At 64.7% G+C, this 14,808-nt stretch carries 17 protein-coding genes; 4 read left to right on the top strand and 13 right to left on the bottom strand.

Features of this window, described 5'->3' with window-relative positions; genetic code table 11:
- Nucleotides 1-270: 270 nt before the first annotated feature.
- From rpsI to zapE, 3 genes are all read right to left on the bottom strand, one after another.
- Nucleotides 271-660, bottom strand: a complete 390-nt coding sequence (rpsI, locus tag KUV74_RS17335; RefSeq protein ID WP_045993363.1) for a 30S ribosomal protein S9 — start codon at nt 658-660, stop codon at nt 271-273.
- A 13-nt stretch (nt 661-673) separates the two neighbouring features.
- On the bottom strand, nt 674-1,102 hold the full coding sequence (gene rplM, locus KUV74_RS17330) for a 50S ribosomal protein L13 (protein ID WP_045993422.1): 429 nt from the start codon (nt 1,100-1,102) through the stop codon (nt 674-676).
- Between the two features lie 221 nt (nt 1,103-1,323).
- Nucleotides 1,324-2,490, bottom strand: coding sequence for a cell division protein ZapE (gene zapE / locus KUV74_RS17325; RefSeq protein WP_045993362.1), 1,167 nt, complete (start codon nt 2,488-2,490; stop codon nt 1,324-1,326).
- Between the two features lie 215 nt (nt 2,491-2,705).
- Between zapE and KUV74_RS17320 the strand changes: the two genes are divergently transcribed.
- Nucleotides 2,706-3,149, top strand: a complete 444-nt coding sequence (locus tag KUV74_RS17320) for a YhcB family protein (RefSeq protein WP_052704392.1) — start codon at nt 2,706-2,708, stop codon at nt 3,147-3,149.
- 80 nt (nt 3,150-3,229) lie between these two features.
- Here the strand turns inward: KUV74_RS17320 and KUV74_RS17315 are convergent, their stop codons facing one another.
- Entirely contained in the window at nt 3,230-3,991 is a 762-nt protein-coding gene (locus tag KUV74_RS17315; protein WP_222516956.1) for a Nif3-like dinuclear metal center hexameric protein, read from the bottom strand.
- Between the two features lie 122 nt (nt 3,992-4,113).
- Between KUV74_RS17315 and KUV74_RS17310 the strand changes: the two genes are divergently transcribed.
- Entirely contained in the window at nt 4,114-5,367 is a 1,254-nt protein-coding gene (locus KUV74_RS17310; protein WP_222516955.1) for a Do family serine endopeptidase, read from the top strand.
- A 156-nt stretch (nt 5,368-5,523) separates the two neighbouring features.
- Here the strand turns inward: KUV74_RS17310 and hisD are convergent, their stop codons facing one another.
- The 9 genes from hisD to KUV74_RS17265 all read right to left on the bottom strand — a co-directional run bounded on the left by hisD (nt 5,524) and on the right by KUV74_RS17265 (nt 12,547).
- Nucleotides 5,524-6,837, bottom strand: a complete 1,314-nt coding sequence (gene hisD, locus KUV74_RS17305) for a histidinol dehydrogenase (protein ID WP_108447962.1) — start codon at nt 6,835-6,837, stop codon at nt 5,524-5,526.
- A 66-nt stretch (nt 6,838-6,903) separates the two neighbouring features.
- Nucleotides 6,904-7,554: an ATP phosphoribosyltransferase gene (gene hisG / locus KUV74_RS17300; protein ID WP_045993265.1), complete on the bottom strand. Its 651-nt coding sequence runs from the start codon at nt 7,552-7,554 to the stop codon at nt 6,904-6,906.
- Between the two features lie 88 nt (nt 7,555-7,642).
- Nucleotides 7,643-8,905, bottom strand: coding sequence for a UDP-N-acetylglucosamine 1-carboxyvinyltransferase (gene murA, locus KUV74_RS17295; RefSeq protein WP_045993264.1), 1,263 nt, complete (start codon nt 8,903-8,905; stop codon nt 7,643-7,645).
- A gap of 13 nt (nt 8,906-8,918) precedes the next feature.
- Entirely contained in the window at nt 8,919-9,173 is a 255-nt protein-coding gene (locus tag KUV74_RS17290) for a BolA family protein (protein ID WP_045993263.1), read from the bottom strand.
- 283 nt (nt 9,174-9,456) lie between these two features.
- Nucleotides 9,457-9,792: a lipid asymmetry maintenance protein MlaB gene (locus tag KUV74_RS17285; RefSeq protein WP_240184120.1), complete on the bottom strand. Its 336-nt coding sequence runs from the start codon at nt 9,790-9,792 to the stop codon at nt 9,457-9,459.
- Entirely contained in the window at nt 9,789-10,439 is a 651-nt protein-coding gene (locus KUV74_RS17280; protein ID WP_045993261.1) for a phospholipid-binding protein MlaC, read from the bottom strand. Before KUV74_RS17280 ends, KUV74_RS17285 begins: the two co-directional genes overlap by 4 nt.
- A 34-nt stretch (nt 10,440-10,473) precedes the next feature.
- On the bottom strand, nt 10,474-10,938 hold the full coding sequence (gene mlaD, locus KUV74_RS17275; protein WP_045993260.1) for an outer membrane lipid asymmetry maintenance protein MlaD: 465 nt from the start codon (nt 10,936-10,938) through the stop codon (nt 10,474-10,476).
- Nucleotides 10,939-10,955: 17 nt separating this feature from the next.
- A complete protein-coding gene (mlaE, locus tag KUV74_RS17270; protein WP_045993259.1) occupies nt 10,956-11,738 on the bottom strand; it encodes a lipid asymmetry maintenance ABC transporter permease subunit MlaE in 783 nt (260 codons plus the stop codon).
- Nucleotides 11,735-12,547, bottom strand: a complete 813-nt coding sequence (locus tag KUV74_RS17265) for an ATP-binding cassette domain-containing protein (RefSeq protein ID WP_045993258.1) — start codon at nt 12,545-12,547, stop codon at nt 11,735-11,737. Before KUV74_RS17265 ends, mlaE begins: the two co-directional genes overlap by 4 nt.
- Nucleotides 12,548-12,796: 249 nt before the next feature.
- Here KUV74_RS17265 and KUV74_RS17260 point away from each other — a divergent pair, with 249 nt between their 5' ends.
- Both KUV74_RS17260 and KUV74_RS17255 read left to right on the top strand, forming a co-directional pair.
- Nucleotides 12,797-13,747, top strand: a complete 951-nt coding sequence (locus KUV74_RS17260) for a calcium/sodium antiporter (RefSeq protein ID WP_222516954.1) — start codon at nt 12,797-12,799, stop codon at nt 13,745-13,747.
- Nucleotides 13,748-13,777: 30 nt separating this feature from the next.
- Complete coding sequence (locus tag KUV74_RS17255) at nt 13,778-14,776, top strand: KpsF/GutQ family sugar-phosphate isomerase (protein ID WP_108447960.1); 999 nt, start codon at nt 13,778-13,780, stop codon at nt 14,774-14,776.
- Nucleotides 14,777-14,808 lie beyond the last annotated feature (32 nt).

Here is a 14,808-nt window from a genome sequence, read left to right as displayed (position 1 = left end):
ACCGGCACAAGAAGCCGGCTGACCCAGACCCCCTGCGCAAGCCCCAGACAATTGACGTGGAACAACTTTATACCACTGTGCCTGTTCGCCTTGAGGGACAGGGCGGCTCAAAAGGCATAGACGATGACAGATTAACGAGGGAAACAAGCGCCGCCAGGCGACCCGATGATCCCCACCACCAGAGCACTACAGCACACAATTTTTCGAACCCCGGACACGACAACGCCCGGGCCAATGGCCCGGGCGTTGTTGATCGGCAAGCGTGGCTGATTAACGCTTGGAGAACTGCGGGCGACGACGCGCCTTGCGCAGACCGACCTTCTTACGCTCGACTTCACGTGCGTCACGAGTGACGTAGCCGGCAGCACGCAGCGGCTGACGGAAGTCCTCGTTGTACTGCATCAGGGCACGGGTGATGCCGTGACGAATGGCGCCGGCCTGGGCGCTGCCGCCGCCACCCTTGACGGTGACATAGACGTCGAACTGGCCGAGGGTCTCGGTCAGTTCCAGCGGCTGGCGAACCACCATGCGGCCAGTCACGCGACCGAAGTATTCGTTCAGGTCACGGCTGTTGACGGTGATCTTGCCGGTGCCCGGCTTGAGGAAGACGCGCGCGGTTGAGGTCTTGCGGCGCCCGGTACCGTAATACTGCTGTGTCATGGCGAAGATCCCCTCAGATGTTCAGTTCTTGCGGCTGCTGGGCAGCGTGCGGATGTTCGGAACCGGCGTAGACCTTGAGCTTGGCGTGCATGGCACGGCCCAGCGGACCCTTCGGCAGCATGCCCTTGACGGCACCTTCGATGACACGCTCGGGAGCGTGGTCGATCAGCTGGCTGAAGGTCATGGAACGCAGGCCACCCGGGTAACCGGTGTGACGATGGTACATCTTGTCGCTGGCCTTGTTGCCGGTGACCTTAACCTTCTCGGCATTGATCACGACGATGTAGTCGCCGGTATCAACGTGAGGAGTGTATTCCGGCTTGTGCTTGCCACGCAGGCGGCGAGCAATTTCGGTAGCCAGACGACCGAGCGTCTTGTCCGCGGCATCGACGACATACCAGTCGCGCTGGACGGACTGCGGCTTAGCACTGAACGTCTTCATGGATGAAATCACCAATTCGATGTGTTGGATCCCTTTCGTCGTGTTGTGGACACCCGACAGGTGTTCAGCGAGACCACGCCGCGAAGAGATCATCCCTATTTTTCTTGGTTGCGCGGCACCCGGAAATCCGGACGATGCCGCCACAACGGTCGAGCGAGCGCGCATTCTACATGAGCGAAAGCGTGCCGTCACCCCCTCGGACACACGCAATCACCGTCGGTTCAAGGCTTGTGGGGCAGCGCCAGGTACTCCCGGGACTGCATCTCCTGAAGTCTGGACAGAGTGCGCTCGAACTCGAACTCCAGCTTGCCACCCTCGTACAGCGCCTCTGCCGGCGCTTCGGCGGACATCAACAGCTTGACGCCACGGTCGTAGAACTCGTCGACCATGTTGATGAAGCGCCTGGCCTGATCGTCGGTGGCGGCGTCCATGCGCCGCACACAGGACACCAGGACCGTGTGGAACTCGCGAGCCAGCTCGATGTAGTCGTTCTGACTGCGCGGCCCGTCGCACAGCTCGAGAAAGTCGAACCAGACCACGTCCTCGTGCAGTCGACGCGCCTTGAGGATGCGATGGTTGATCTCCACCGGCACCTGCTCTTCCCCCGCCTGACCGGCGATCTCGCGAAAGCTGCGCTCGAGCTCCTGATCCGCCGCCTCGTCCAGCGGCGAATGGAAGATCTCGGCGCGCTCCAGCGCCCGCAGTCGATAGTCGACGCCGGAATCGACGTTGACCACCTCACAGTGGCGCTTGAGCAGATCGATGGCCGGCAGGAAGCGAGAGCGCTGCAGGCCATCCTTGTACAGATCGTCCGGCACGATGTTGGAGGTGGCGACCAGCACCACACCGCGCTCGAACAACGCCTCGAGCAGATTGGCCAGAATCATGGCATCGGTGATGTCCTTGACGAAGAATTCGTCAAAACAGATCACCCTCGCCTCCTCGGCAAACTTGCCGGCGATCAGCCGGAGCGGGTTCTTCTCGCCCTTGCAGTGATCCAGCTCGTTGTGGACACGCTGCATGAAGCGATGGAAATGGGTGCGCATCTTCTGGGGAAACGGCAGCGCTTCGTAGAAGGTGTCGACCAGGTAGGTCTTGCCACGACCGACGCCGCCCCAGAAATAGAGCCCGGAGATGGCTGGCAGCGCCGGCTCCTGCTCTTCCTCCTTGCGCCCGAACAGGCCCTTCACCTTCGACGCCCAGCCGTCACGCGCCGCCGCCGGCGCCTTGGCCTTGGGCGCTGCCACCAGCTCGTCATACAGTCGCTGCAGATGCGCCACGGCATTGGCCTGGGCGGCATCCTCCGTGAAATCATCACGTTGGAGGTCGCGCCGGTAGCGTTCCAGCGGAGTTTCTGGCCGACCACTGCTCGACGGGGAAGAGCTCATGTAGCGTCCTGACTGTCAACAAGTTCGGAGCCGCATTATACGCAGACCACACAGGAATGGCAGGTCCCAGGCCGCGACCGGCAACAGCGCATCACGCCAGCACGACAAGGGAGGCCCCAGGCCATTGACCCTTTATGAGCCAACGCCTCTATAATGGGCCGTCGGCCAGGCCGGCGGCGGCCGCGGGTCGTCCGAAAGAGCTCAGGGAGAACTACGTGGAACCAAGCAACTTCAACATGATCCTGGCGGCGGCTTGCCTGGTGGCCGGAATTGGACTCGGCGCACTGGGCTACCACCTGCTCAACGGCGGCGCACGCAGTGCCCAAAGGCTGCGCCTCAAGCTGACCGAACGGGAACGCCAGCTGACCGAGTGGAAAGACGGTGTCGACGATCACCTGCAACAGATGGACGACCTGGCCCGGCAGGTCTGCGATGACGCCCTCACCCTGCAGCGCCAACTTCACGAGTCGGCGCGCCAGCTTGGCAGCAAGGCCATCGGCGGCGAGGTGACACCGCCCAGCGAACCCGGCGAGACCAGCGATGATATCGCCATTCCGCGGGACTACGCCGACGGCAACCGCGGCACCCTGTCAGAGGACTTCGGTCTGCGCCAGGCCAATGACGACCAGAACGCAGAACCGCGCCCGCCACGTTACTGACCACCCCGCCATGACTGAGCCCGCACACGGTGCGGGCTCTGGCGTTGGCAGCGACACAAGCGGTCGATGGCGCTTGCTGCTCAAGCAGGGTTGTCGATGTCGACGAAGCGGTGCTCGACACCAAAGCGCTGCGCCAGCCATTCCCCCAACGCCTGGACGCCGTAGCGCTCGGTGGCGTGATGACCCGCCGCCAGATAATGGATCCCCATCTCCCGCGCCAGGTGGGTGGTGCGCTCGGATATCTCGCCCGAAACGAACACCTCGGCACCGGCCTCGGCGGCCGGGATGATCATGTCCTGGGCGCCGCCGGTACACCAGGCGATTCGACTCACCGCGTCGGTACCAGGCGCCTCGATCACCAACGGCTCGCGTGCCAGCGACGCTCCTACCTGGGCAGCCAGCTCGGCAACGCCCATTGGCCTTTCCAGCCGACCGTGCCACAGAAGCCCTTCGCCCATGGGCGCGTCCAGCGTTCCCTCCACCGTCCACCCAAGGCGCTGCGCCAGGGTCGCATTGTTGCCAAGCTCGGGATGGGCGTCCAATGGCAGGTGGTAGGCCAGCAGGTTGATGTCGTTGGCCAGCAAGGTCGCCAGCCGCCGGCGCTTCATGCCGGTAACCGCCACCGGCTCGTTCTTCCAGAAGTAGCCGTGGTGCACCAGCACCAGATCGGCCTGCCAGCGCACCGCCTCGTCAAGCAGCGCCTGACAGGCGGTGACGCCGGAGAGCACACGGGTGACCGTGCGTGCGCCCTCCACCTGCAGCCCGTTCTCGGTGTAGTCCTTGAAGCGCCGGGCCTCCAGCAGCTGCTCGCAGGCCGATACCAGTTCGTCGCGGTCTATCATGAGATCTCCTGAAATAGCTCCAAACAAGCATCAGGTTGGCGATGCTACAATGGCGCACATTGTACGCACCGCCCCGCCGGCCCGCGACCGCCTCACTGCCAAGCGCCAAGGATCATCGCCGCATGCGACGCACCCTCTCGACCTATATCTGGCCGGTCCTCATCGGCATTCTGCTCGCCATCGTGCTGATCAATGCCTTCCCCGAACGGCTCGGCAGACTACCGTCACCGAGCGGTGACAGCCTGACGGTAGTTCCCGCCACGCCACCAGCGACACCCACCGAGCAGCAGGCACCGCAACGGCCTGCCCCTGAGGTCAAGGAAGCTGCGCCGCTGGACCGCCGTGGCGGCCCCGTGAGCTACGCAGAGGCGGTGGAGAAGGCCGCGCCCGCGGTGGTCAACGTCTACTCCTCGCGGGTCGTGGAACGGGAAACCCACCCGCTGATGTCAGACCCCTTCTTCCGCCAGTTCTTCGGCAACAATGACGTGCCGTCGCGCCAACGTATGCTTTCGAGCCTTGGCTCCGGCGTCATCGTCAGCGAGGACGGCTACGTGCTGACCAACCACCACGTCATCAGCGGCGCCGACCAGGTCCAGGTGGCGCTGCGCGACGGCCGCGAGACCCTGGCCCGGGTCATCGGCACCGATCCCGAAAGCGACCTGGCGGTACTCAAGATCGATCTCGGCGACCTGCCGGTGATCGAGCTGACCGACTCGCGCAAGGTCGCGGTGGGCGACGTTTCGCTGGCCATCGGCAACCCCTTCGGGGTCGGCCAGACGGTGACCATGGGCATCATCAGCGCCACCGGTCGCAGCCATCTGGGACTCAACGCCTATGAGGACTTCATCCAGACCGATGCGGCGATCAACCCGGGCAACTCCGGCGGCGCCCTGATCAACCCCGACGGCGCCCTGGTCGGCATCAACACCGCCATCTTCTCCCGCTCGGGGGGCTCCCAGGGTATCGGTTTCGCGATCCCGGCCAACCTGGCCCGCAGCATCCTCGACGAGCTGGTCACCCACGGCCGGGTCATCCGCGGCTGGCTCGGCATCGAGGCCCAGGAGCTGAACCAGGAACTGGCCGCTTCCTTCGGCCTGCAGGCGCCAGCCGGGGTAATCATCGCCGGCGTGGTGTCCCAGGGACCGGCCGACCGGGCGGGACTGAAACCCGGAGACGTACTGCTCGAGGTCGACGGTCGCGCGGTGATCGATCCGCGTCGGACCATGAGCGACATCGCTGCGGTGGCTCCCGGCACCACCCTGACCGTCAGCGTCGCCCGCGACGGCAAGCCGATCGAGGTGGAACTGGAAGTCGGCGAGCGCCCCACGCCCCAATCCCAGTCGCAGCAGACCGGCAGCAGCCAGTCAGCCCCCTGAGACGCACTCCGAGGTGGGTAACGCAGAGGCAGTGTCCAGGCGTGCCCCACCGTCCAGACATGAAAAGGCCCGGAATTGCTCCGGGCCTTTTCATGTCTGGATGCCTGTCTGGGGCCGGGGGCGCTCGGTCACAACGACCACCGGCCCTGCGTCGCTTCAATCCTTGATGCGGTACTCCGCCGAACGCGCGTGGGCGGTCAGCGATTCACCACGAGCCAGCACCGAGGCGGTCTTGCCCAGGGTAGACGCCCCCTGTGGCGAGCAGTGAATGATCGAAGAGCGCTTCTGGAAGTCGTAGACGCCAAGCGGTGACGAAAAGCGCGCCGTACCCGAGGTCGGCAGCACGTGGTTGGGACCAGCGCAGTAGTCGCCCAGCGCCTCAGCGGTATGCCGTCCCATGAAGATGGCTCCGGCATGGCGCACCTGCTCCGCCAGTCGCTCCGGGTGCTCCACCGACAACTCCAGGTGCTCCGGCGCGATGCGATTGATCAACTCCAGCGCCTCGCCCTCGTCACGACAGGCGATCAGCGCACCGCGCGTACGCAGCGAGGCCCCGGCGATGGCTTCGCGCTCGAGCGTCGGCAGCAGCCGTTCCATGGACGCTTCCACCGCCGCCAGATGCTCCACGTCCCAGCTGACCAGGATCGCCTGGGCGTCTTCGTCGTGCTCTGCCTGGGAGAACAGGTCCATGGCCAGCCAGTCAGGATCGGTCTGGCCGTCGGACACCACCAGGATCTCGGAAGGCCCGGCGATCATGTCGATCCCCACCTGACCAAAGACCGCGCGCTTGGCGGTGGCCACATAGATGTTGCCCGGCCCGACGATCTTGTCGACCCTGGGCACGCTTTCGGTGCCATAGGCCAGCGCCGCCACGGCCTGGGCACCGCCCAGGGTAAACACCTTGTCCACCCCGGCTAGATGCGCCGCCGCCAGCACCAGATCGTTGACCACGCCGTCGGGCGTGGGCACCACCATGATGATCTCCCGCACTCCCGCCACGTGGGCCGGCACAGCGTTCATCAGCACCGATGAGGGATAGGCGGCCTTGCCGCCGGGCACGTAGATACCGGCGCGATCCAGCGGCGTGACCTTCTGCCCCAGCACGGTGCCGTCGTCTTCGGTGTACTGCCAGGAAGTGGGCTTCTGGCGTTCGTGGTAGACGCGGATACGCTCGGCGGCGGTGGCCAGCGCCTGACGCTGGTCGTCGGGCAGAGACGCGTAGGCGGCCTCGAGACGATCAGCCCCCAGGGTCAGATCCGCCATGCTCGAGGCCTCGAGGCGATCGAGGCGACAGGTCAGCGCCACCAGGGCGGCATCCCCCTCCCGACGCACCTGGCTGATGATCTCGGAGACCGCCTGCTGGACACCATGGTCCGACACGCCTTCCCACGCCAGCAGGTCGGTGAGACGGGACTCGAAATCCTCGTCTCGGGTCGAGAGTCGGGCCACCAGGGGCGTGTCTTGGCTCATGTCGGAAATCTCCGCTTCTGTCTTGGCCATACGTTGAGAACCCTCGGGTTCCGTTGGCTGGTGCGCTCAGCTTGCCGCCTGCCGCCGCGCCTCGACGGCGTCGCTCAAGCGGCGCAGCAGCGGTTTGATCTGATCATGCTTGATGGTCATCGAGGCCTGATTGACCACCAACCGGGTGCTAATATGGGCCATCAGTTCCCGTGGCTCCATACCGTTGGCACGCAGCGTATTGCCGGTATCCACGATATCGACGATCTCGTCGGCCAGGTTCATCAGCGGCGCCAGCTCCATGGCACCGTACAGCTTGATGACCTCGGCCTGGATGCCCTGCTCGGCGTAATAGCGCCGCGCCACATTGACGAACTTGGTCGCCACCCGACGCCGGGCACGGGCGGGCTCGGCACCCTGAATACCAGCCGTCATCAGCTTGCAACGCGCGATATTGAGGTCCAGCGGCTCATACAGCCCCTCGGCACCGTGCTCCAGCAGCACATCCTTGCCGGCCACCCCCAGGTCCGCCGCCCCCAGCTGCACATAGGTCGGCACATCGGTGGCACGAATCACCACCAGCTTGACGTCTGGCAGATTGGTGTCGAACAACAGCTTGCGACTCTTGCCCAGGTCCTCGGCGGGCCGGATGCCGGCATCCGCCAGCAGTGGCAGCGTCTCGTCGAGAATGCGCCCCTTGGAGAGCGCCACTATCAATTGCTTGCTCATGGTCTCGCCCGGTTGTCGGGTTGGAAGTCAATGTGGCGTGTTTCCCCGCGCCGGCTCGGGCAGTCCGAGCCGGCTGGGCGAAGAAAGCTCAGCCCGGGACGCGCTTGATCCGAGCACCCAGCAGGTGGAGCTTTTCCTCGATGCATTCGTAGCCGCGATCGATGTGGTAGATACGATCGACCAGGGTCTCGCCCTTGGCCATCATCGCCGCGATCACCAGTGAGGCCGAAGCGCGCAGATCGGTGGCCATCACCGGTGCACCGGACAGATGCTCGACGCCTTCGATGACGGCAGTGTTGCCTTCCAGGGCGATGTTGGCGCCCATGCGGTTCAACTCCTGCACGTGCATGAAACGATTCTCGAAGATCGTCTCGACCACTCGCGAGGAGCCCTCGGCCACCGCATTCATGGCCACGAACTGGGCCTGCATGTCGGTGGGAAAGGCCGGATACGGAGCGGTCCTGATATTGACCGCCCTGGGCCTGCGCCCTTCCATGTCCAGCTCGATCCAGTCCTCACCGGTGGTAATCCTGGCCCCCGCCTCCTCGAGCTTGGCCAGCACCGCCTCGAGAATGTCGGCACGGGTACGACGCACCCGAACGCGGCCACGGCTGAGCGCCGCTGCGACCAGGAAGGTGCCGGTCTCGATACGGTCCGGCATGACGTCGTGGCGAGCTCCATGGAGCCGCTCCACCCCTTCGATGGTGATGGTGTCGGTACCGTGACCACGGATATCGGCACCCATCTTGATCAGGCATTCGGCCAGATCCACGATTTCGGGTTCCTTGGCGGCGTTCTCGAGCACCGTGGTGCCGTCGGCCAGGGTCGCGGCCATCAGCAGGTTCTCGGTACCGGTCACGGTCACGGTATCGAAGAAGATGGTGGCGCCCTTGAGGCGGCCCGGCGTGGTAGCACGGATGTAGCCACCCTCGACCCGGATATCGGCACCCATGGCCTCGAGGCCACGAATGTGCAGGTCCACCGGACGCGAGCCGATGGCGCACCCGCCCGGCAGCGACACGTCGGCCTTGCCGAAGTGGGCGAGCAGCGGTCCCAGCACCAGGATCGAGGCGCGCATCTTCTTGACCAGCTCATAGGGCGCGTGGCAATCGCTGACCTGGGCTCCGTTGAGCTGAATGCACATCTTTTCGCCCATCACCGCCTGCACGCCCATGTGGCCGAGCAGTTCCAGGGTGGTGGTGATGTCCTGCAGATGGGGAAGATTGCCGATGGTGACCGGCTCTTCGGACAGCAGGGTGGCGCACAGGATGGGCAGCGCTGCATTCTTGGCGCCACTGGCCCAGACGTCGCCCTCGGCGGGTCCGTTGCCGGTAATGATCAATTTGTCCATGAAGGCGGTACCATCAGGCTCCGGTGTTTTCGGCGGCAGCCTGCCACTGTGCGGGGGTATAGGTCTTGATGCTGACCGCATGAAGGGCGCCGGAGGCGATTTCCTCGGACAGCGCACCATAGATGACCTGCTGACGCTTGACCGGTGACAGCTCGGCGAAGCGTTCGCCCACCGCAATCACCTGAAAGTTGCAGCCTTCACCCTGGATATGAAATTCACAGCCGTCGACACGGCTCTCGAGCAGCGCTTTGACGTCGCTGGGTTGCATGCACCTGCTCCTTGACCAGACCAATGACGGGAGACGCCCACGGCCTCGCCGTGACGTCCCGAAAAAACTCAAAGGGCATATGGTAAAGAAAAGCGGCGCGCTTGGCGATGACGCAGCGAGGTTTCCACCTATACATCCGTCACAAAAAAGACACCCCCGGCCACCTTGCGGTGGTCGGGGGTGCCGGAAGGGCTAGCGGCGAGGACGAGCAGCCCAGATCAAGGCGCTGGATTCAGACGTCGAACCAGGCGCATCACGGACACCAGCAGCCAGACAACCGCCGCTAGGCGGTAACGGTGCTGGAAGGCAACAGATCATCCAGACCGGCCAGCTCGGTCAACTGCCTGAGCTGCGCCGACAGCTTGATGCTGTTGAGCGACAGCCCGATCCGACGAATGGTACGCGCCCACTCGAGCATCATGGTCAGCGCCGCGCTGGAGACGTGCTCCACCTCGCTCAGGTCGAGGCACACCGAGGTGCCCGATGCCCGACTCTGGAGCCACTCACGGCCTGCCTCGGCCATGTCCGCGGCCCCGTCGAAGTCGACCTTGCCACACACCCGGAGTGTATTTCCGTCCTCGAGCAGGCGGGCCGACGCCACTTCCATCAACACGCTCACGCACCGCGCTCCAGTTCGTCGACGCCGACATCCGGCGACCAGTTGTTGATCACGGCGTCGTAGTCACGGTTGTGGTCACGCATGGCCTGATCGAACTGGTTGCGGAAGGTCAGACCGAGATTGATGCCGTTAACGATGACATTGACCACCCGCCACTGGCCGTTGGACTTGCGCAGGGTGTAGTTGACCGGGTAGATGGTGCCATCGGTGGCCACCACTTCCATCTCGACGCTGTCCTGATCGTCATAGCGTGAGGCGGACTGGTTATCGAGCACGCGAACTTCCTTGTACTCGAAGGTCACCAGGCCCTTGGCATAGGTGTCGAGCAGGGTCTGCTTGAACACCTCGACGAAGCGCGAACGCTGCTCCGGCGTGGCATTGTTGAAGTAGCGGCCCATCACACTGGCGCCGATGTAGCGAAAGTCGGCGACCCCACGCAGACTCTCGTCAACCATCTGCTTGAGCTCGTCGGGACGGTCCATGAAGTAGGCCTCTCGGCCGCCGATCATCCCCATCAGATCATTGACGCTGTCGCGAATCAGCTGTTCGGGGGATTGCTGGGCCATGGCCGGCAGACTGGCCAGCACCATCATCAGCGCCATCAACCAGCGGCGCAGGTGAACCATTGCGGGCAAAGAACGGGTCATGGGTTGCCTCCTTGTATCTCCGGAAACTGCCGGATCAGTCTTTCGTCAGATTGGACACGAACTGCTGGATCAGTTCCTCGAGCACCAGCGCGGACTGGGTATCACGAATCGCCTCACCCTCGGCGATCATCTCCGGTGATCCCCCGACCGACAGCCCGATGTACTGCTCACCAAGCAGGCCCGAGGTAAGGATCGCCGCGGTGCTGTCGTCCGGCAGCTTGCCGGCCAGGGAGCTGTCCAGCGACATCACTACCACGGCATCGTAGAACTCGGTATCTAGCTCGATGCTCTCTACCCGTCCCACGGTCACCCCGGCCATCGTCACTCGTGCCCGCGGCTTGAGCCCACCGATATTCGCGAAGTTGGCCCGGAGCTCGTAGGTGTCGTCGGCACGTTGCAGGTCCAGGCCGCTGACCTTGAGCCCCAGGAATACCAGCCCCAGGATACCGGCCAGCATGAACAGGCCCACACCAAACTCCATCGTCTTGCTGCGCTTCATGGACAGTCTCCGCAGAATCAGGAAAGCCCGCCGAACATCACGGCGGTAAGAACGAAATCCAAGCCCAGCACGGCCAGGGAGGAATACACCACGGTACGGGTGGTGGCCCGCGAAATACCTTCCGAGGTCGGCACCAGATCATACCCCTGGAACACGGCAATCCAGGTGACCACTATGGCGAACACGATGCTCTTGACCACGCCGTTGCCGATATCGGTAAAGAAGCCGACGCTGGCCTGCATGTTGCCCCAGTACGAGCCTTCGAACACCCCGAGCCACTCGACCCCGACCAGGTAGCCGCCGTACACGCCGACCACGCTGAAGCCGATGGTCAACAGCGGCAGCGAGACGAACCCCGCCCACAGGCGTGGCGCCACGATACGACGCAGCGGATCGACGCCGATCATCTCCATGCTGGTCAGCTGCTCGGTGGCCTTCATCAGGCCAATCTCGGCGGTCAATGCCGAGCCCGCGCGCCCGGCGAACAACAGCGCCGCCACCACCGGCGCCAGTTCACGCAACAGGGCCAACGACACCATCTGGCCGAGCGCGTCCTCGGCACCGAACCCGACCAGGATGGTGTAACCCTGAAGCGCCAGCACCATGCCGATGAACAGCCCCGACACCAGCACGATGGCCAACGACAGCACACCGACCGCATAGACCTGGGCCACCCACAGGCTGAACCCTTCTGCCGAGGGGCGCCCCAGCATGGACTGGCCGAGAAAGATGCTGGCCCGGCCGACGGCCTCCAGCAGGTCGCAGCCGCGCCGTCCCATATGGGTGATTCGTTCGATCATGGACGGCTCCCCTGGCCCAGAATGTCATCGTGAAAATCGTTGGCCGGGTAGTGAAACGGCACAGGGCCATCCGGCTCACCATGCACGAACTGACTGACTCGGGCGTCCTGTTCCACGTCCAGCGACGCCGGCGTGCCGTGGGCCATGACCCGCCCGTCGGCGACCACGTAGACGTAGTCGGCGATGGACAGGGTCTCCTTGATATCATGGGAGACCACCACCGCCGTCAAGCCCAGCGCCTGATTCAGCCGTCGAATCAACTGGACCAGCACACCCATGGAGATCGGATCCTGGCCGACGAAGGGCTCATCGTAGAGAATCAATTCAGGATCCAGCGCCACCGCCCGCGCCAGCGCCACACGCCGTGTCATGCCGCCGGACAGCTCTGCTGGCATCAAGTCTCTGGCCCCACGCAGCCCCACCGCCTCGAGCTTCATCAGCACCACGTCACGCACCATGCTTTCCGGCAGATCGGTGTGGACCCGCAGCGGAAAGGCCACGTTCTCGTAGACACTGAGATCGGAAAACAGCGCGCCACTCTGGAACAGCATGCCCATGCGCCGACGCATCTGGAACAGATCCTTGCGCGACAGGCGATGGACGTCCTGACCATCGATCAGGACGCGTCCGCCACTGGGGTTGAGCTGCCCCCCGATCAGTTTCAGCAGGGTAGTCTTCCCGGTGCCACTTGGCCCCATGATGGCCGTGATCTTGCCGCGGGGTATGGAGAGATCCACGCCGCGAAAGATATCCCTGTCGCCGCGCGTGAAATGCAGATTCTCCACCTCCACCAAGGAGGAAGCCGTCATCGCAGTCCCTATAGAGTCAGTATCACCGTGAACCGGCGGTTCAGACCGGACGCCCGCCCCGAATCCTCGGATTCGACGCCTGGCCAGACCTGAGCCCGAACCTTGAGAATAGAGCGCCTTGAGCCGCGCTCGGTTTTCGAACATCGTATCTTAACTCAAATGCAGCATGCCAGTGCCCCGGTTGCGCGCTTGCGCGCAGGTTTATCTAAGGGTTCAATGGGCGCCCTTTCTGCAACCAAGTCGTTCTCCATGCTGTTACCGTCTGTCGTCGTCGCCCTGGGCCTGGTGGGCCTGCTCTGGAGCGCGGATCGCTTTGTCGGCGCCGCCGCCGCCACCGCCTACCGCGCCGGCATGAGCATCATGCTGGTCGGCATGACCATCGTCTCCATCGGCACCTCTGCCCCGGAAATCGTGGTCTCGGTGATGGCCTCGCTGGATGGCGCCCCCGACCTGGCCACCGGCAATGCGCTGGGCTCCAATATCGCCAACATCGCGCTGGTACTGGGCGTGACTGCACTGGTGGTGCCGATCCCGGTGCGCTTCACCATCGTGCGCCGCGAGCTGCCACTGCTGTTGGGCGCCACCGGCCTCGCCGGCTACGCCCTGGCCGATGGCAGCCTCGAACGCCTCGACGCGGCCCTGCTGATCGCGCTGCTGGTATTCAGTCTGTGGTGGCTGTTTCGCGCCGACGAGGCCGAACAGGAGATGGCCGACGACATTCCCGGCATGGCACTGGGCAAGGCCATCGGCTGGCTGGTGCTGACCCTGGCGGTGATGATCGCCAGCTCCCGCGCCCTGGTCTGGGGCGCCACTGAGCTGGCACGCACCTTTGGCGTAAGCGAGCTGGTGATCGGTCTGACCGTCGTCGCCATCGGCACCAGCCTGCCGGAACTCGCCGCCTGCGTGGCCAGCGCGCTGAAGCGCCACCACGATCTGGCCATCGGCAACGTCATCGGCTCCAACCTGTTCAATATGCTGGCGGTACTGCCGGTACCGGCGCTGCTGGCGCCGGGAGCCACCGATCCCGCAGCCGCCGGCCGCGACTTTCCGGTAATGCTTGGCCTGACGCTGCTGCTGGCGGCGCTGCTGCTGTGGCAACGCCGAGGGCGCCTGGGGCGCTGGATCGGCGCGCTGCTGGCCTGCACCTATGCGCTTTATCTGACCTGGCTCGGCCTTTCGGTCGCGGCAGGCCCCTTGTGACAACGGCAGTAAACGGCAACAATCATGGCCATGAGCAAACACCCCTCCTCGGCGCAGACGCCGACCCTGAGCGTCCGCGATATCGCACGACGCACCCTGGAGCTGGAACGTGACGCCATCGACGCCCTGATCGGGCGTCTCGACGGCGACTTCGACCGTGCCTGCCAACTGCTGCTGGCCTGCCGCGGCCGGGTGGTCGTCACCGGCATGGGCAAGTCGGGACATGTCGGCGGCAAGATCGCCGCCACCCTGGCCAGCACCGGCACGCCGGCCTTCTTTGTCCATCCCGGCGAAGCCAGTCATGGTGACCTGGGCATGATCACGCCCGGCGACGTCGTCCTGGCACTGTCCAACTCCGGCGAAACCGCCGAGGTCACTGCCCTGCTGCCGCTGCTCAAGCGCATGGGCATTCCACTGATCAGCATGACCGGCCGAGCACAGTCGACCCTGGCCCGCCACGCCGAAGCCCATCTATACGCAGGGGTCGAGCGCGAGGCCTGCCCACTGGACCTGGCCCCGACCTCTTCGACCACCGCAGCGCTGGCGCTGGGCGACGCCCTGGCGGTGGCGCTGCTCGAGACCCGCGGCTTCACCGCCGAGGATTTCGCCCTGTCCCACCCGGGCGGCAGCCTGGGCAAGCGACTGCTGTTGACCGTGGCCGACCTGATGCATACCGGCGACCGGCTGCCCTCGGTACCGTCGGGCTCGCCGCTGCGCGACGCCCTGCTCGAGATCACCCGTCAGGGACTCGGCTTTACCTGCGTGGTGTCCCCCGACGGCACCCTGGCCGGGGTCTATACCGACGGCGACCTGCGCCGTACCCTGGATCGCCATCAGGACTTCAGCTCGCTTACCGTGGATGACGTGATGACCACCCCCGGGCGACGCATCGGCCCCGCCACCCTGGCGGCGGAAGCCGTCAAGCTGATGGAGGAAGGCCGGATCACCGCCCTGGCGGTGGTCGATGACGAGCAGCGCCCAGTCGGTGCACTGCATATGCACGACCTGCTGGCCGCCGGTGTCATCTGAGCCTCATTTATCCCTTTACAAGGAACGCCGTC

This window comes from Halomonas sp. DP1Y21-3, assembly GCF_019801245.1.
GTDB lineage: Bacteria > Pseudomonadota > Gammaproteobacteria > Pseudomonadales > Halomonadaceae > Halomonas > Halomonas litopenaei.
Note: the sequence above shows the minus strand (reverse complement) of the source record. Positions and strands in the feature narration are given on the sequence as shown.